Source organism: Pseudomonas sp. (assembly GCF_030150285.1).
In the GTDB taxonomy this organism is placed as follows: domain Bacteria; phylum Pseudomonadota; class Gammaproteobacteria; order Pseudomonadales; family Pseudomonadaceae; genus Aquipseudomonas.
Window position 1 is genome coordinate 1 of the sequence record NZ_JASLGE010000030.1, and the last position, 16,460, is coordinate 16,460.

At 59.8% G+C, this 16,460-nt stretch carries 15 protein-coding genes; 8 read left to right on the forward strand and 7 right to left on the reverse strand.

Features of this window, described 5'->3' with window-relative positions; all coding sequences use genetic code 11:
* From speA to Q1W15_RS06265, 4 genes are all read right to left on the reverse strand, one after another.
* Positions 1–1,793, reverse strand: a 1,793-nt coding sequence (gene speA / locus Q1W15_RS06250) for an arginine decarboxylase (RefSeq protein WP_300725176.1), incomplete at its 3' end; no start/stop codon positions are given.
* Positions 1,794–2,013: 220 nt separating this feature from the next.
* Positions 2,014–2,385, reverse strand: a complete 372-nt coding sequence (locus Q1W15_RS06255) for a translation initiation factor Sui1 (RefSeq protein WP_300725178.1) — start codon at positions 2,383–2,385, stop codon at positions 2,014–2,016.
* Positions 2,386–2,675: 290 nt separating this feature from the next.
* The gene (locus tag Q1W15_RS06260) at positions 2,676–3,212 is read right to left on the reverse strand and encodes an NUDIX hydrolase (protein ID WP_300725180.1); all 537 of its coding nucleotides are present in this window, start codon (positions 3,210–3,212) and stop codon (positions 2,676–2,678) included.
* Between the two features lie 3 nt (positions 3,213–3,215).
* Positions 3,216–4,283 carry a DUF2333 family protein gene (locus Q1W15_RS06265; protein WP_300725182.1) on the reverse strand — a complete coding sequence of 356 codons (1,068 nt, stop codon included), beginning with the start codon at positions 4,281–4,283 and terminating at the stop codon, positions 3,216–3,218.
* 287 nt (positions 4,284–4,570) lie between these two features.
* Between Q1W15_RS06265 and Q1W15_RS06270 the strand changes: the two genes are divergently transcribed.
* The 7 genes from Q1W15_RS06270 to accC all read left to right on the forward strand — a co-directional run bounded on the left by Q1W15_RS06270 (position 4,571) and on the right by accC (position 13,204).
* A complete protein-coding gene (locus Q1W15_RS06270) occupies positions 4,571–6,241 on the forward strand; it encodes a diguanylate cyclase (protein WP_300725184.1) in 1,671 nt (556 codons plus the stop codon).
* A 53-nt stretch (positions 6,242–6,294) separates the two neighbouring features.
* Positions 6,295–8,256: a methyl-accepting chemotaxis protein gene (locus Q1W15_RS06275; protein WP_300725186.1), complete on the forward strand. Its 1,962-nt coding sequence runs from the start codon at positions 6,295–6,297 to the stop codon at positions 8,254–8,256.
* A 101-nt stretch (positions 8,257–8,357) separates the two neighbouring features.
* The gene (locus tag Q1W15_RS06280; protein ID WP_300725188.1) at positions 8,358–8,876 is read left to right on the forward strand and encodes a hypothetical protein; all 519 of its coding nucleotides are present in this window, start codon (positions 8,358–8,360) and stop codon (positions 8,874–8,876) included.
* 97 nt (positions 8,877–8,973) lie between these two features.
* Positions 8,974–10,755: a protein-disulfide reductase DsbD gene (locus Q1W15_RS06285; protein ID WP_300725190.1), complete on the forward strand. Its 1,782-nt coding sequence runs from the start codon at positions 8,974–8,976 to the stop codon at positions 10,753–10,755.
* A 130-nt stretch (positions 10,756–10,885) separates the two neighbouring features.
* Complete coding sequence (aroQ, locus tag Q1W15_RS06290; protein WP_300725192.1) at positions 10,886–11,341, forward strand: type II 3-dehydroquinate dehydratase; 456 nt, start codon at positions 10,886–10,888, stop codon at positions 11,339–11,341.
* A 25-nt stretch (positions 11,342–11,366) separates the two neighbouring features.
* Positions 11,367–11,828, forward strand: a complete 462-nt coding sequence (gene accB / locus Q1W15_RS06295) for an acetyl-CoA carboxylase biotin carboxyl carrier protein (RefSeq protein ID WP_300725193.1) — start codon at positions 11,367–11,369, stop codon at positions 11,826–11,828.
* Between the two features lie 17 nt (positions 11,829–11,845).
* Entirely contained in the window at positions 11,846–13,204 is a 1,359-nt protein-coding gene (accC, locus tag Q1W15_RS06300) for an acetyl-CoA carboxylase biotin carboxylase subunit (protein WP_300725195.1), read from the forward strand.
* Positions 13,205–13,329: 125 nt separating this feature from the next.
* On the opposite strand, the gene Q1W15_RS06305 is transcribed toward accC, so the two are convergent.
* Genes Q1W15_RS06305 through Q1W15_RS24530 form a run of 3 tightly spaced genes read right to left on the reverse strand, consistent with a single transcriptional unit; the run spans position 13,330 to position 15,247 of the window.
* Positions 13,330–13,773: a hypothetical protein gene (locus Q1W15_RS06305; RefSeq protein ID WP_300725197.1), complete on the reverse strand. Its 444-nt coding sequence runs from the start codon at positions 13,771–13,773 to the stop codon at positions 13,330–13,332.
* Positions 13,770–14,696, reverse strand: coding sequence for a DUF6402 family protein (locus Q1W15_RS06310; protein ID WP_300725199.1), 927 nt, complete (start codon positions 14,694–14,696; stop codon positions 13,770–13,772). Before Q1W15_RS06310 ends, Q1W15_RS06305 begins: the two co-directional genes overlap by 4 nt.
* Before the next feature lie 5 nt (positions 14,697–14,701).
* A complete protein-coding gene (locus Q1W15_RS24530) occupies positions 14,702–15,247 on the reverse strand; it encodes a PAAR domain-containing protein (protein ID WP_367280621.1) in 546 nt (181 codons plus the stop codon).
* 333 nt (positions 15,248–15,580) lie between these two features.
* Between Q1W15_RS24530 and prmA the strand changes: the two genes are divergently transcribed.
* Positions 15,581–16,459, forward strand: a complete 879-nt coding sequence (gene prmA / locus Q1W15_RS06320) for a 50S ribosomal protein L11 methyltransferase (RefSeq protein WP_300725201.1) — start codon at positions 15,581–15,583, stop codon at positions 16,457–16,459.
* Position 16,460: the final 1 nt, after the last annotated feature.

Below are 16,460 nucleotides of genomic sequence, written 5' to 3' on the forward strand. Positions count from 1 at the left end.
TCCGGCGACAAGTGCACATAGCGCAGCATGTCTTCGATGGTGTCGTGAGTCTCGATCCCGGCGCTGTACACCGAACCGTCTTCACGCTGGTAGATGTTCACCGAGTCGGTGTCACCGAACAGGTTGTGCATGTCGCCCAGGATTTCCTGATAGGCGCCGACCAGGAAGATACCCAACAGGTAGTCCTCGCCTTCGTTCAAGCCGTGAACCGGCAGGCTGGTTTCGATGCTCTGCTCATCGACGTATTGCTTGATCTTGCCGTCGGAGTCGCAGGTCAGGTCTTGCAGCACGGCGCGGCGCAGCGGCTCTTCGTCGAGGCGGTGCAGCGGCAGGATCGGCAAGACCTGGCCGATGGCCCACGTATCCGGCAAGCTCTGGAATACCGAGAAGTTGCAGATGTATTTGTCGGCCAGCTTGTCGTTGAGTTCGTCCAACACCTGGCGGTGCGAGCGCTGGCGGGCTTTCAACGAGTTGTGCAGGCGGCGGCACACCGCGAAGTAGCACTGTTCGGCCAGGGCTTTTTCGGCCAGGGTCAGCTTGCCGTCGGCGTACTGGGTGGCCACGTCGCTCATGTAGTGGGTGGCGCGCCAGTAGGTTTCGGTGACCATCTCGATGTCGGTCGGGCCCAGCAGGTCCACCAGCCATTGCACGGTTTCCGGCAGGCTTTCCTTGTTTTCGATGGTTGGGATTTCGTCGTTGTGCTTCTCGACGTCCGTCACCTGCACCACCAGCATGGCGTGGTGAGCGGTCAGGGAGCGGCCGCTTTCGGAGAAGATGTTCGGGTGCGGCAGGCTCTGCGCGTCGCAGAATTCCTTGAGCATGCCCACTACCACGCCGGCGTAGTCGTCCATGTCGTAGTTGATCGAACTGGCGTTGCGCGAGTGCGTGCCGTCGTAGTCCACGCCCAGGCCACCGCCGACGTCGATGTGGTCCACCGGCAGGCCGAGGTTGCGCAGTTCGCCGTAGTAACGAATGGCTTCCTTGAACCCGTGCTGGTAGTCGGCCAGGTTGGCAATCTGCGAGCCCATGTGGAAGTGCAGCAGGCGGATTCCCTGGTCCAGGCCGGCTGCGCGGAAGCGCTCGACCACCGACAGCAACTGGGCTGCCGACAGACCGAATTTGGATTTCTCGCCACCGGTGTCCGCCCACTTGCTCGATGCCAGGGACGACAGGCGCACACGCAGGCCCACCTGCGGCTTGACCTTGAGGCTCGCTGCCTCTTCGATCACCAGCCCCACCTCGGACTCTTTCTCGATCACGATGAACACGTTGTGGCCGAGCTTCTGGCCCATCAGCGCCAGGCGGATGAACTCACGGTCTTTATAACCGTTGCAGACGATGGTGCCGCCCTTCGGCGCCAGGGCCAGCACGGCCAGCAGCTCAGGCTTGGAGCCGGCTTCCAGGCCGATGGAAACGTTCTGGGTGGCAATGATGTTCTCGATCACCGCTTCCTGCTGGTTCACCTTGATCGGGTACAGCGCGGTGTACTTGCTCTGGTATTCCAGGCGCTCGATGTTGGCATCGAAGGCACCGGTCAATTGGCGCACGCGGTCTTGCAGGATATCGGGGAAGCGCACCAGCAGCGGCAACGACAGGCCGCTTTTGCGCAACTCATCGACTTGCTCGTACAGGTCGACGGGCGTGCTGTTCGGGCCGTTCGGACGGACTTCTACGCGACCGGCTTCATTGATCGCGAAATACCCGGCCCCCCAATGGCGAATGCCGTAAACACTGCGGCTGTCCGCAACTGTCCATTGGCTGCCATCGTCTTTGCGTGTGCGTCGTACGGACATCGAAGTCCCCTATAAATAAGTCAAATAGCCCAGCCTGAAAGCAGGCTGGCGCAGTCTAAGGCGTGAATATGAAGATTCGTCTGTAAAGGGGTAGACCCTGACAACAGCACGGAGTTTAGAAACCTGCGGTAACAGGCTCTGTGAAAACCATGGCCAGCCGTGGCTGTCAGCCTTCAGAGGGGGCGACAGCCGGGCTTAACGGTGGTTTTCACAGAGGCTGCTAGCCGCCGGACTTCTTGGCCTTGAACCCACGCTTGACCAGCTCTGCCAGCAACAGCTCGACGTGGTCGCCCTGGATCTCGATGATGCCGTCTTTCAGCGCACCGCCTGTACCACAGCGTTTTTTCAACGCCGTGGCCAGTTCCTTGAGCGCGTCTTCAGCCAGCGGCACGCCGGTGATCGTGGTCACCGTCTTGCCGCCGCGGCCTTTGCTTTCGCGACGCACGCGCGCAATGCCGTCACCTTCAGGGATCAGGGTTTGTTTGCAGGTACAGGCGTCTACAGGCTGACGACAGTCCGGACAGTGACGACCTGCGTCGGTGGAAAATACCAGGCCACCGAGGGCGGCGAAGGATGCGGCTTTTTTGGCCACCGGCAATCCTCAAATGGAGGACAATAAACTGGCCGGTGCATGGCGCGCATGCGCCACGATGAACCGACCGCGAAGCCCCACTCTGGCAGGGGCAGCGCAACTCAGGCGGGCAAACCGCTTGAGCCTGAAAAAGGTCGCGCAGTGTAACGACAAATTCGCTGCATCCCAATAGCCAATCGGCGCAAAAATCAACGCAAACGTAGTAGCCGTGTCGAAGGAACGCTGCTAGACCTCAATCCCGGGTCAAACAGGGGCACCGCATCATGCCGGACGTAGCCTCGCAAGGCTCGTTACCGATTACAGGCCAGGTAACGCCTCAGCGCATCCAGCGAATCCGGGCAAAAAGGCTGCTGTTCACTCAGGTGCAAGGCTTCGGCCACCGGCATGAACTGCGCACGCTGGACTTCTTCGGGCTGAACCTGCAAAGGGCCATCCCAGACACCTGAAAACACCCCGCACCACAGGTGGTTCTGCGGCCCTTCAAAGTAAAAACGTTCATGGGCGGTCAACTCGATACCGCTGACGCCCAATTCCTCTGCCAGCTCTCGCGCTGCAGATTCGGCGTAAGTTTCTGCCGCGCTCACCATGCCGCCGGCCGCCACGTCCCAGTAACCCGGGTACAGCGCTTTGCTCATGGTGCGCTGATGCACACACAACTCACCCGCCGAATTGAACAGAAGGATAAAGGTGCCGCGCCCGATCAGGCCGCGTTCGCGCAGTTCATGGCGGGGCAAACTGCCCAGCAACACGTCCTGACGGTCGACCCAGGCCACCCGCTCGACGTCAGAGGCCGCCCGGTGGGCGGCCTCTTGGGCTGAAATAGCCATCGCTTAGCCTTGCGACAACAGTTGGCGCAAGTCCATCACCGCCGCATTCGCGCGGGAAATGTAGTTGGCCATGACCAGCGAGTGGTTGGCCAGCATGCCGTAGCCGCTGCCATTGAGAATCATCGGGCTCCACACCGGTTCCTGGGCCGCTTCCAGCTCACGAATGATCTGGCGCACGCTGACCGTGGCGTTCTTTTTCGCCAGAACATCGGCAAAGTCGACTTCAATGGCGCGCAGCAAGTGCGACAGCGCCCAAGCCTGACCACGGGCTTCGTAGAACACGTTGTCGATCTGCATCCACGGGGTTTCGACGATTTCTTCTTCCACCACCGGCACCTGGCCCGGCTGCAGGCTCTCGGTTTTCAGCGCGCTGTTGAGCTTGACCCGGCCCACGCTGGCGGACAAGCGCTGGGACAACGAGCCCAAACGGGTACCCACATCGCCCAGCCAGTTGTTCAGGTTGTCGGCACGGGCGTAGAACAAGGCGTTTTTCTGGCTGGGATCACTCAGGCGGGCCTGGTAGCGGCTCAATGAGTTGATGCCCTCCTGATACTCAGACTCACTGGAAGGCAGCATCCAGCTCTTGTTGTCAAAGTTGAAACGCGGCTCGGCCTTGGCCAGGTCCGCATCTTCGGCCGATTGCGACTGGGAACGGGCGAAGTCTTTGCGCAGGGCGCGTGTCAGGTCACGCACCTGGACCAGCACGCCGTATTCCCAGCTGGGGATATTGTCGAGCAGCACACCCGGCGGGAAACGGTCATTGGACAGGTAGCCCCCCGGCTTGTCGAGCAACGTGCCGGCAACGGTTTTGAGGGTTTCGACAGTGGTAAAGCCAGGCACCATTTGCTTGCCGTCTTTCTCGGCCGCCAATTGGGCGTTCTGCTGCACCGGGAAAAGGTCAGGCTCCTGGCTCCAGTACCAGCCCAGCCCCAGGCACACCAGTGCATAAACACCCAGCAGCACGGCAATCGAACGGCTCAGCAAGATGCTTTTGAAATAGCCACGCGGCGCGGCGTGGGTCTCTTTGGCCGATTCGCGGGGGCTGCCCTCTCGTTTCTTCCAGTCCAGCATGGCTATGTCCTTTTAAATACTTGGTTCAACGATTCGACCTCAACCCTACCTCATCGTGCTGGCGAGCACATTTTATAATCGAGGCGACGTTGGCCGGCGAAATCGAGGAGGTCACATTTGCCGGGCACTATAGAACATGCGCGCCGCCACGCCTATGTGCAGGGATCGCACCCCAAACATGCAGCTCATCTGTTTATTTGAAGACGAAACACATTCAGTCGAAGGGGAGGTGCTAGCATAGAGCCACCAGTCGACCTCAGCATGCCCCTTTACCCAGCAGCCAGGATATGACCGAGCACGAAGACCTCAGCCACGAGCGCCTCAAAAACCACTTTGCTCAGCGCGTCACCCATCAGGCACGACAAATCCTTGAGATTTGGCAACGCTTGCAAGGCAATGAATGGTCCAGCGCGGATCTCACTGAACTCAGCGAAGCAAATCTGCGTCTGCTGCGCTTTGCCGAGCGGTTCGAGCAACCCGAGCACACCGAACTGGCGCAGTCCATCGAGGCTGCGCTCAAGCGGGTGGTCGCCAACCGCAACCGCCTGAACAGTTCGTCCATCACCGAGCTCAACCGTTTGATGCAGCGCCTGTCGCGCACCGGCCTGCGCCACAGTGACCAGTTGGCCCACACCTTCCTGCCGCCCCTGCGCAAGCCCGTCTTTATCTTGCTGCAAGACCTTGAGCGCGCAGACCGCCTGGCCAAGCAGTTGGCGTTTTTCGAACTCAGCGTGCAAACCTTCGACAGCCCCGTTGCATTCCGGCGCGCCATGGCAGAACGTCATCCTGCGGCCATTGTGATGGACGTCGACTTCGACGGCGCGGGCAAAGGCCTGGTGCTGGCCGCCGAAGCTCAGGTCGGCCTTGAGCAAAAACTGCCGCTGCTGTTTTTCAGCCTGCATGAAACGGACACACCCACGCGCCTGGCCGCTGTGCGCGCAGGGGGGCAAGCATTTTTGACCGGCACCCTCGAAGCCTCCGGCCTGATGGAAAAGATCGAGGTGCTGACCTGCGTGGCGCAGTACGAACCCTACAAAGTGCTGGTCATTGACGACTCACGCGCCCAGGCACTGCACACCGAGCGCCTGCTCAACAGCGCCGGCATTGTTACCCGCACCCTGATTGACCCGATTCAAACCATGGGCGAGTTGGCGGAGTTCCAACCCGATCTGGTTATCCTGGACATGTACATGCCGGGCTGCACAGGCACGGAACTGGCCAAGGTGATTCGCCACAATGACCGCTACGTGAGCGTGCCGATCATTTATCTGTCGGCCGAAGATGACATGGACAAACAACTCGACGCCATGAGTGAAGGCGGCGATGACTTTTTGACCAAGCCCATCAAACCGCGCCAGTTAATCACCACCGTGCGTAACCGCGCGGCCCGGGCACGCCATCTCAAGGCACGCATGGTGCGTGACAGCCTGACCGGGCTGTACAACCACACGCATATCCTGCAGTTGCTCGAAGACTGCACCTTTCGCGCCCGCCGCGAAAAGCGCCCGCTGAGCTTTGCCATGCTCGACATCGACCACTTCAAACGGGTCAACGACTGCTATGGCCACCCCATGGGCGACCGCGTGATCAAAAGCCTGGCGCTGTTTCTCAAGCAACGCCTGCGCAAAACCGACTTTATCGGGCGCTACGGCGGCGAAGAGTTTGCCATTGTGATGCCGGACACCGACCAAGACGCCGCCTACAAGGTGCTTAACCTGATTCGCCAACGCTTTTGCGACCTTCATTACCCCGCGCTGCCCAATGACTTGCAGTGCTCGTTCAGTGCCGGCGTGGTGCAAATGCAAGGCGAATCAGACAGCCTGATCATGGCCTCCCAGGCCGACGAGGCGCTGTACCGCGCCAAGCACTATGGTCGCAATCAAGTGCAGTTCTTCAATCATCCAGGGCAAAATGCCATCACTTCATTGGAATTGACCGAGCCCGTCATACCGCTGTAACAAAAAAGCAATAACTTCTGCCGCTTCTTACCGCGTTATAGGCAAAACCCTACATGCGCCTGAAGCTGCTCACTAACCTCAATACCCTGTTGCTGGTCGCCGTGTGCCTGGCACTGGGCATCACCCTGTGGTGGTCACAAAAAGCGCTGGAACGCCCCTTCGTGCTGATGGAGCGTTACCTCAGCCTGTCGCAGCAGTTTCAGAACCACGTGGCCCGCAATATCGAGGACTACCTGGCCAGCGGCGATGCCGTACGCCTGAGCCAGGCCAATAGCGCCCTTGAAACCCTGAATGACGAACTCGCCCCACTGCCACCGGCCCTGACCGAGGCCGTGCGCCCCAGCCTTGAGGGCCTGAGCGCCTTTAGCAACACTGACCTGCTGGCCGCCGGCAAACTCGCCGGTGACCCACAAGCCCTGCTGTTACAAGCCGAGCGTGAATTGGCCGCCAGCCTGGAACAACTCAGCCAGTACGCCAGCAATGCCAACACCCCTGAAGCCCGCCCTTACCTGCCGCTGCTGATGACCGCCTCACTGCACCTGGCCAAGTTATCAATGAGCCGCGACAAGTTGGTCAGCAGCGGGCGCAGCGAATTGGCCGGTGATGTGGAACGTGAACTGGCCGCCATCCAGGCCGTGGCACAGCAACTCGATGCCTTGCCACTGTTGGGTGTCAGCAGCAAAAACACCTCTGACAGCGACGACTTTGCTTCGTTGATGGGGCTTGAAGCCCAACAGGCCACACAGGTCGAAGACGCGGGCGTGGGCCTGAAACGTGAGCTCAACAACCTGCTAAGCCGCTACCCGGCCGAACTCAAGCGCACCCAACTGCAAATCGAGCAACGGACTCAACTGAGCACCACCACCCACCTCAAACTGGAAGCCGTGCAACACGCCATCGCAGCACTGGAGCCGCAGGTACGCGCCGAGCACGGCCAGATTCAGAGCGAAGTCCGGCTGATCCAGGGCCTGATGATCGGGTTGATTCTGTTGATCGCGCTGCTGATCGACACCCTGCAACGCAAGCTGGCCCGCGTGCTGACCCACCTGGCACCGTTACTGTCCACCTGGGCTGAAGGCGACTTCAGCCGCGATATTCAACTGGGCAAGACCAACCGCGAGTTACATGACATCGAAGCATCCCTCAATCGCCTGCGCGACTACCTGGTGAACCTGGTGGGCACGTTGCGCCTGAACGCCGAGCAAGTGGCGGGCAGCAGCCAGACACTGGCCGAACTCAGCAGCGGTTTACACAGCGGCGCTGAACGCCAGGCTGGCGACACGGCGCAAATCCGTGATGCGCTGGGCGAACTGGAAGCGACGATTACCCAAGTGGCAGGCGACGCCAGCCATGCGGCCGATGCCAGCCGCAGTGCTGGTTTGGCCGTCGCTCAAGGCCAGCAGGTGATTGGCCAGAGCCTCACCGGGCTGCACGCGTTGGTTGGTGAAGTTCAGGGCAACGCGCAGACCGTCGAGCGCCTGGCCGAAGAGTCGGCCACCATCGGCGGCGTGCTCACGGTCATTCGTTCCATTGCCGAGCAAACCAATCTATTGGCGCTAAACGCCGCCATTGAAGCCGCACGGGCCGGTGAAATGGGCCGGGGCTTTGCCGTGGTCGCTGAAGAAGTGCGCTCGTTGGCGCAACGTACGGCAGGGGCCACCCGCGAGATCCAGACCCTGATCGCCGGGCTGCAACTGGCGGCGCGCCAATCGGTTGAAGGCATGCGTGTTCAAGTGGAGCACGCCCAGGCCACCGCCCAGAAGGCTCAGGATGCCGACGGCGCGCTGGACGAAATTGTCGAGGCCATTACCACCATTTCAGACACGGCCATCCGCATCGCAGACGTGACCGCCCAGCAAAGCGCCGCGGTCAGCGAGATTCGTGACCACAGTGAGCGTATTCACCACTTGGGCGACGACAACCTGCAACGCATCGCCATTGCACGGGATCAAAGCCAGCAACTGCTCGCCCTGGGCGGCAAGCTGAATGCGTCGGTGCAAGCGTTTCGCGTTTGACAGGTTGCCGCGCGAACCCGCGCCCTGTCAGTTCTGACAGTATCCAGCGCCACCCTGACTGTTATTAACTTTGAGGCACACAGTCAACAACAGGTGGCCCCATGCGGGTGGCATTGCTTTGCATGTGCGTCCTGTACGCCCCCTATGCCGGCAGCGCCTCGCTGCAGATCGACAATCAATCGGGCTTTATCGCGGTGATCATCGAACGCCAGAACGCCCCACCCTGCAGTCACGCCACCAACGCCACCCGGCAATGCCTGGTGCCCCCGCAGACGCGCTTTGTCGACGACTTCCCCACCACCCTCGCCGCTGAAGTCTCATTGCGCCTGGTGTCCATGCCTGCTGGCCACCACGCCAGCACCGAACCGTTGCAGGCCCATGCCTTCAAGGGCCAGGCCACCGTGACCTACCAACCCATGGGGCCCTTGAAATATGAACAACTGACGTGTCATACGCCCATCAGTGAAGGGGTCAGCATCAGCCTGGGCCTGCAAGACACGGCCCCCACGGCATGCGAAGGCTCAAATGCGCGACGCATGACCTGGGTCTACAAGCGCAACGACCTCAATTTGAACGTGACCGTGAAAGACCTGCCGCCCGCCAGGCACAAGCGTCACTGATGTGCCGCCAAGGTGGGCCGTGCGGTGTATCGTCGCCCTTCTGCACGCCCCTGCTCACTCCGTTATCATGCCCGCACGTTTTATTAGCGAGACTCTTATGCGCCGCCTGTTATTCACCTTATGTGTGCTGATGGCCCTGCCCGCCCTGGGCGCGGGGCTACTGGACAACCGCCCGAGCGCAACCTTGGGCGCACTCAATAACAGCCAGGATTTCCTGCCGGTACGCGAAGCGTTCAAGCTGAACCTGATCGAGGCCACGCCCGAGACGATCAAGCTGCGGTTTGTGCCCACCGAAGGGTATTACCTGTACAAACACCGTTTTTCCTTCAAGGCCGAGCCGGCCGATAGGGCGCTGGAGGCCGTGCAACTGCCGCCCGGCGAGCAAAAGCACGATGAGTTCTTCGGCGATGTCGAGGTCTATCACGGCATTATCGACGTCGATATCCCGCGCCCGGCCAACGACCCGCGCCCGTTTACCCTCGTGGTGGGCTACCAGGGCTGTGCCGACAAAGGGCTGTGCTACCCGCCGGAAATCGAGCGGCTGGCCATTGAGGGCACCGCCGCGACGGTGGCCATTACCCCGCCCGAGCCGACTGCGGCCTCGTCGTGGAACTGGCGCGACCTGGCCTTGTTCTTTCTCGCCGGGCTGGGCCTGACCTTTACCCCGTGCGTGCTGCCCATGTTGCCGATTTTGTCGGGCGTGGTACTGCGCGGCCAGGTCGGCGGCCTGCGCGGTTTTAGCCTGTCGCTGGCGTATGTGCTGCCCATGGCCGTGTGCTTTGCCGTGCTGGGCGCGTTAATGGGCCTGTTTGGCGCGCAGCTCAATCTGCAGGCACGCCTGCAATCGGTGTGGGTGCTGGTGCCCTTTGCGCTGTTCTTTGCGGTGTTTGCGCTGGCGATGTTCGGCGCATTCGAACTGAAAATGCCACAGGCCATCAGCACCCGTCTGGACCGTATCGCGAGCCGCACCCAAGGCGGCTCACTGTGGGGCGCGGCCGTGCTGGGCGTGGTCTCCAGCCTGCTGGTGTCGCCGTGTGTCTCAGCCCCGCTGGCCGGTGCGCTGCTGTATATCAGTGCCAGCGGCGATGCGTTGGGCGGCGGCCTCAAACTGTTTGCCCTGGGCCTGGGCATGGGCGCGCCGCTGTTGCTGGTGGCCACCGGCGGTGCCGCCTGGCTGCCGAAAAGCGGCCCATGGCTGGTCAGCGTCAAAAATGCCATTGGCGTGTTGCTGCTCGGGCTGGCCATCGGCTTGCTCAGCCGCGTGCTACCGGGGCCGGTCACGTTGCTGCTGATCGGCGCATTGGCCGCCGGGGTCAGTGTGTTTCTGGGCACCCTTGAGCTGGTCAGCAAACCCCCGCGCCAGCGTCTGGCGCAACTACTGGGCCTGTTTTTGCTCGTGTATGCGCTGACGTGCTGGTTCGGGGCCCTGAGCGGGCGCAGCGACCCGTTCAACCCCATCGGCCCGCCTCAGGGCACGGGCAGCCCGGCGGCTCTCAACGTGCAACCCGCCAGTGACTGGCTCACCGTGAGCACCCCGCAGGCACTGGACGCCGCGCTGGCCGACGCCAAAGCGGCCGGCCAACCGGTGTTGCTGGACTGGTACGCCGACTGGTGCATCAGTTGCAAAGTGATCGAGCATGAAGTGCTCAACAACCCCCGCGTCATAGCGCTGCTCAAGGGCTACCGGCTGGTGCGGTTTGATATCACCGCCAGCAACCCTGAGCAACGCGCCCTGCTCGACCGCTACCGGCTGTTCGGCCCGCCCGCACTGATGTTTTTCGGTAAAAACGGCCTCGAAATAAGTGACCAACGGGTCATCGGCGAGATCACCGCAGCGGACTTCGCCGAACGTGTCGTCATCGCGAATGACCGGATCTAGAGCGCCGGTCATAAACTTTTCGCGAACATCGGTCATCGTGCTGGCTATTGCAGACAACTGGACACTGATTCCTCTTTTCGGCATAGTCGCCCGGCACCGATAACGGCATATGAATAACAAGGAACAGCAGATGGCGACTTTTCTGGTTCTGCACGGCCCCAACCTGAACTTGCTGGGCACCCGTGAACCGGGCGTCTACGGGGCGACTACCCTGGCGCAAATCAATCAGGACCTGGAGCAACGTGCCCGAGCAGCCGGCCACCATTTGCTCTACCTGCAAAGCAATGCCGAGTATGAGTTGATCGACCGGATTCACGCGGCACGCGATGAAGGCGTGGACTTTATCCTGATCAACCCGGCGGCTTTTACCCACACCAGCGTGGCATTACGTGACGCGCTGCTGGCGGTGAGCATCCCATTTATCGAAGTTCACTTATCGAACGTGCATAAACGCGAACCTTTCCGCCATCACTCCTACTTCTCCGACGTTGCGGTAGGGGTGATCTGCGGCCTTGGCGCCAGCGGTTATCGACTGGCCTTGGAGGCCGCCCTGGAACAGCTTGAACTACAAGCTAAACGCCCCTGACAGACCTATTGGGAGTTGACGATTCATGGATATCCGTAAAGTTAAGAAATTGATCGAATTGCTGGAAGAGTCCGGCATCGACGAGCTGGAAATTAAAGAAGGCGAAGAGTCTGTACGCATTAGCCGTCACAGCAAAACGCCCGCTCAGCAGTTCTACGCACAGGCTCCGATGCAAGCTCCGGCGGCCGCTGCGCCTGTCGCAACCACGCCAGTGGCGACCATCACTGAAGCGCCTGCTGCCCCTAAACTGAACGGTTTTGTGGTCAAGTCGCCGATGGTGGGTACGTTCTACCGCACCCCGTCCCCGACCTCGCCAGCCTTCGTTGAAGTGGGCCAGACCGTTAAAGTCGGCGACACCATCTGCATCGTCGAAGCGATGAAAATGATGAACCACATCCAGGCAGAAAAAGCCGGTGTTATCGAATCCATCCTGGTAGAGAACGGTCAGCCGGTTGAGTTCGACCAACCGCTGTTCACCATCGTTTGAACCACGGGGAGCCCATGATGCTGAAGCCTCAGAAGCTGGAAAAAGTCCTGATCGCCAACCGCGGCGAGATCGCCCTGCGTATCCTGCGGGCGTGCAAGGAGCTGGGCATCAAGACTGTCGCGGTGTACTCCACTGCCGACAAGGAACTGATGCACCTGGGTCTGGCAGACGAAACCGTCTGCATCGGTCCGGCACCCGCCAACCTGTCTTACCTGCACATTCCGGCCATCATCGCAGCGGCCGAAGTCACAGGTGCCACGGCGATTCACCCCGGCTACGGCTTCTTGGCTGAAAACGCCGACTTTGCCGAACAAGTCGAGAAATCCGGCTTTGCCTTTATCGGCCCGAAAGCTGACACCATTCGCCTGATGGGCGACAAGGTATCGGCCAAGCACGCCATGATCGCCGCCGGCGTTCCGACCGTTCCAGGCTCTGACGGCCCGCTGCCCGAAGACCCGGAAACCGCGTTGCGCATCGGCCGTGAAGTCGGCTACCCGGTGATCATCAAAGCCGCTGGCGGCGGTGGTGGTCGCGGCATGCGTGTGGTCAACCGTGAAGAAGACCTGATCGAAGCGGCCAAGCAAACCCGTGAAGAAGCGGGTGCCTGGTTCAGCAACCCGATGGTCTACCTCGAAAAGTACCTGACCAACCCACGTCACGTGGAAGTGCAGGTGCTGTCCGATGGCCAGGGTCACGCCATCCATTTGGGCGACCGCGACTGCTCGCTGCAACGTCGTCACCAAAAGGTACTGGAAGAAGCACCGGCACCGGGCATCGATGAAACGGCCCGCCAGGAAGTACTGGCGCGCTGCGTTCAGGCGTGTATCGATATCAACTACCGTGGCGCGGGCACTTTCGAGTTCCTGTACGAAAACGGTCGTTTCTACTTTATCGAGATGAACACGCGCGTACAGGTTGAGCACCCGGTATCGGAAATGGTCACCGGCATCGACATCCTGAAAGAGATGTTGAGCATCGCCGCTGGCAACACGCTGTCGTTTACCCAGGATGACGTGAAGATTCACGGCCATTCGCTGGAGTGCCGGATCAACGCAGAAGACCCGGCGACGTTCATGCCGAGCCCTGGCATGGTCAAGCACTTCCACGCACCGGGCGGCAACGGCGTTCGCGTCGACTCGCACCTGTACAGCGGCTACAAGGTTCCGTCCAACTACGACTCCCTGATCGGCAAGCTGATCACCTGGGGCTCGACCCGTGACGAAGCCATGGCCCGCATGCGCAATGCACTCGACGAAATCGTGGTCGACGGGATCAAAACCAACATCCCGCTGCACCGCGACCTGGTGAATGACGAAGGCTTCTGCAAAGGCGGCGTCAACATTCACTACCTGGAACACAAACTGGCTAACCAGTAAGTTTGTATTCTGATCAACAAAGCCGCTTTCGAGCGGCTTTGTTGTGTCTGGGGTGCCGAGTTTTTGGGTACCCGGCTACAAAATTGATTCAGGCCGCGTAGAAGCGATTGGTGGAAACATGGCTTTCATTGCTTGCGCCTTGTTTTTCCGGGTACATCACCGATGCAGTCAGGCAGGTTAGGGCCAATATCAATCAAACCTGCCATAACATGACCTGAGCCTTCACCCCAACTCAACCTACCTCCTGCCGACTCCAGATCATAAATTTTCGTTTCTGAAATCAATTCATCTTTGCGGTGGTCGAACAGCCGGTAAAACCCAGGATATCCCCACCATGGAAACCACTCTGGCGATTGGTCCTCATTAGGGTCTGAACGTCGATGAAAGGTGTTGGGCAACACCCAAAAAGGCTTGAAACTCTCAACTCGGTAACAACCATTTGGACTGACTATTGGGGCAATAAGTCTTGTGGCAAAACCCTTTTCCCACCATTGCGAAGCAGCCCACAACCCGCCCGCGATGGTTACATAGGTCACAAAGAAAGCAATTCGCCGTGAGGCGGGCTTCACGACCAATTTCCCAGATCAATGATCTGCCCAGACTTTTTCCACAGTACATCGGAATAAATGATGAAGTCACCGCCCTTGCCCGTCATATCGCGATAGTCGCGAAAGTCGCCATTGGTGACTGCGGCAAAAGGCCCCTCTTTAAGACGCAGTACAACTTGCCCATGAAGGCTTAGCGTAAAAGCAGTCTCAGCCTTGGTCAGCACCCGATCTTCGGTCCAGGTGCCCAAGTATTGCAGGCCATTGAAATCGTAATGATCGCGAATATAGAAGCCCATATGCGCGACATGAAACAAAACACGAACTTGATTTGTCTCTGGGTTTACTTCAGTAAATGCTTCGCCTACTACTCCGATTTTTAGGCTTGCACTGCCTAAAGCTCCATACATGTCATCCAGAATATCCCACGCGCTACCAAATACTGCGAAGTTCACCTGAGAGACAGCTTCCATTTGTAAAGCCGCCATAGGGTACTTACCCAATAGTTGCGAACCTCTTCCCGACCATCCGGCTTTTTTTAATAGATCTATCAAACGTTTAACGCCATTCGGCGTAGTCAATCTTGACTCTGCTACCTCCACAGCCTTGCGACAGCGCTCAAACCCCATAGCCCACTCCATTTTTACAATATTTTCATCGCGCTGCATGGGCTTGATACTCAAAGGATCTGGCTGAGTTTCTTCTTGCTTCCACGCCTCCGGCATCGCCCAAGCTGGGCTGTCAAACCAACGCTGCATCAGCGCCGCTGCCGTGTTCCATCCCATCTTGCGCATGGCACCCGGCAAACGGCTGAGTGCCAGGGTTTGGATCACAACTTTTTTCGGAGGTGTCTGCGTCGGGGCGTAGGTCTGTGAGGCCGCTTGTGGCAGGGCGAACATCACGTCAGGCCCCACGGCATCGGTACGCTGAAAATCATTCAAAGACATGTTGATCACTCCAGAACGGGGGACGGGGCGCTGAAGACGATGTTCAGCGGTGTCGGGCTGGCACTTTTGCAGATACAGCTTTGGCCTTGGGCGTCCAGCGAGCCGCGCGCAACGCACTGGCCGTTTTGCAGCACGGCGTAACCCAGCAAGCCGAGCGGCACGCCACGGTGATTGAGCAAGCGAAAGCGTTCGTCGAATCCGCCACTTTGTGTGACGTGACTCTGGGTCGATACCTGTGAGAAAGGCTCCGTTTCACTAAGCGTAGGCGTGGATTGATTGCGATAAGTGGCCGTGAGAACCGAGGGTATCAACCGGGCTTTGCAGCCACAGCCGCTGATGCTGTCCAACGTGCCAGCGACGCGCCTGCCATGACTGACAACATGCGAAAGCCCTCCGAGGACTTGATACATTTTGCCGTCACGGCCGCAGGACACCGCGTCGCCTTCACGCGCATGAGGGATGCCAAACATCATGATGCGATGATCCCCCTCCAATACCGTGCCGTTGCAGGTGGTTTTGTCACCCACACCAATGAAATACCCGATAGCCATTGCGCTTCCTTTTGTCTGCCCCCTTAACCCGGAGGTCGCCGCTGATAATCCTGGCAGGCACCCGCAAGAATGCGTTTGCCGTGCGCAGTAACCGGGAAGAGAGTGGACAGAATGGCGTCGAAGGTATGTAGGAGCGCTCTGCAAAAAATCACGGATGGATATCAAAGCCATGTGCGTAATGGGCCGTACAACACCTCACTCGCCATGCGTCCTGGCGACAGGGTTCGAACGTTTCATCGCTTTTTGATTACCCGCCGCCTGCACGCTCGCGTAAACTGGCGCGCTTCTCGCAACCCTCCCGTTGCACACTCCTCATTTTCAAAGGTGCCCGCCATGCCTTGGCTGCAAGTACGCCTCGCCATCAGCCCGGAACAAGCCGAAACCTACGAAGACGCGTTCCTCGAAGTCGGTGCCGTTTCGGTCACGTTTATGGATGCCGAAGACCAACCGATCTTCGAGCCCGAACTCAATACCACCCCGCTGTGGTCGCACACCCATTTGCTGGCGCTGTTCGAAGGCGGTACCGAAGCGGAGCTGGTGCTCTCTCACCTGGAACTGCTGACCGGCGCGCCGCTGCCGGAACATCACGCCGAAGTCATCGAAGACCAGGACTGGGAACGCAGCTGGATGGACAACTTTGAGCCGATGCGTTTCGGCCAGCGCCTGTGGATCGTACCCAGCTGGCACGCCGCTCCGCAGCCTGAAGCGGTCAACCTGCTGCTCGACCCGGGCCTGGCCTTTGGTACCGGCACTCACCCGACCACCGCGCTGTGTCTGGAGTGGCTGGACGGTCAGGACCTTAAAGACTGCAATGTGCTGGACTTCGGTTGCGGCTCGGGCATTTTGGCCATCGCGGCCTTGTTGCTGGGTGCCCAGCAAGCCGTAGGCACCGATATTGACGTGCAGGCGCTGGAAGCTTCGCGTGACAACGCCGGGCGCAATCACATTGCTCCCGAGTTGTTCCCGCTGTACTTGCCCGAAGATCTGCCGCAGGTTCAGGCCGATGTGCTGGTTGCCAACATCCTGGCCGGGCCGCTGGTTGCACTCGCACCACAATTATCGAGCCTGGTCAAACCAGGTGGTCGCCTGGCACTGTCGGGCATCCTGGCCGAACAAGGCGAGGACGTTGCCGCCGCCTATGCCAACGACTTCGACCTGGACCCCATCGCCAATCGCGACGGCTGGGTGCGTATCAGTGGCCGTCGGCGCTAGA

Coding starts and splice junctions, on each gene's coding strand:
- Q1W15_RS06260 (WP_300725180.1), bottom strand. CDS start 3,212: ATGGCTATTTCAGCCCAAGAGGCCGCCCACCGGGCGGCCTCTGACGTC.
- Q1W15_RS06265 (WP_300725182.1), bottom strand. CDS start 4,283: ATGCTGGACTGGAAGAAACGAGAGGGCAGCCCCCGCGAATCGGCCAAA.
- Q1W15_RS06270 (WP_300725184.1), top strand. CDS start 4,571: ATGACCGAGCACGAAGACCTCAGCCACGAGCGCCTCAAAAACCACTTT.
- Q1W15_RS06275 (WP_300725186.1), top strand. CDS start 6,295: ATGCGCCTGAAGCTGCTCACTAACCTCAATACCCTGTTGCTGGTCGCC.
- Q1W15_RS06280 (WP_300725188.1), top strand. CDS start 8,358: ATGCGGGTGGCATTGCTTTGCATGTGCGTCCTGTACGCCCCCTATGCC.
- Q1W15_RS06285 (WP_300725190.1), top strand. CDS start 8,974: ATGCGCCGCCTGTTATTCACCTTATGTGTGCTGATGGCCCTGCCCGCC.
- aroQ (WP_300725192.1), top strand. CDS start 10,886: ATGGCGACTTTTCTGGTTCTGCACGGCCCCAACCTGAACTTGCTGGGC.
- accB (WP_300725193.1), top strand. CDS start 11,367: ATGGATATCCGTAAAGTTAAGAAATTGATCGAATTGCTGGAAGAGTCC.
- accC (WP_300725195.1), top strand. CDS start 11,846: ATGCTGAAGCCTCAGAAGCTGGAAAAAGTCCTGATCGCCAACCGCGGC.
- Q1W15_RS06310 (WP_300725199.1), bottom strand. CDS start 14,696: ATGTCTTTGAATGATTTTCAGCGTACCGATGCCGTGGGGCCTGACGTG.
- Q1W15_RS24530 (WP_367280621.1), bottom strand. CDS start 15,247: ATGGCTATCGGGTATTTCATTGGTGTGGGTGACAAAACCACCTGCAAC.
- prmA (WP_300725201.1), top strand. CDS start 15,581: ATGCCTTGGCTGCAAGTACGCCTCGCCATCAGCCCGGAACAAGCCGAA.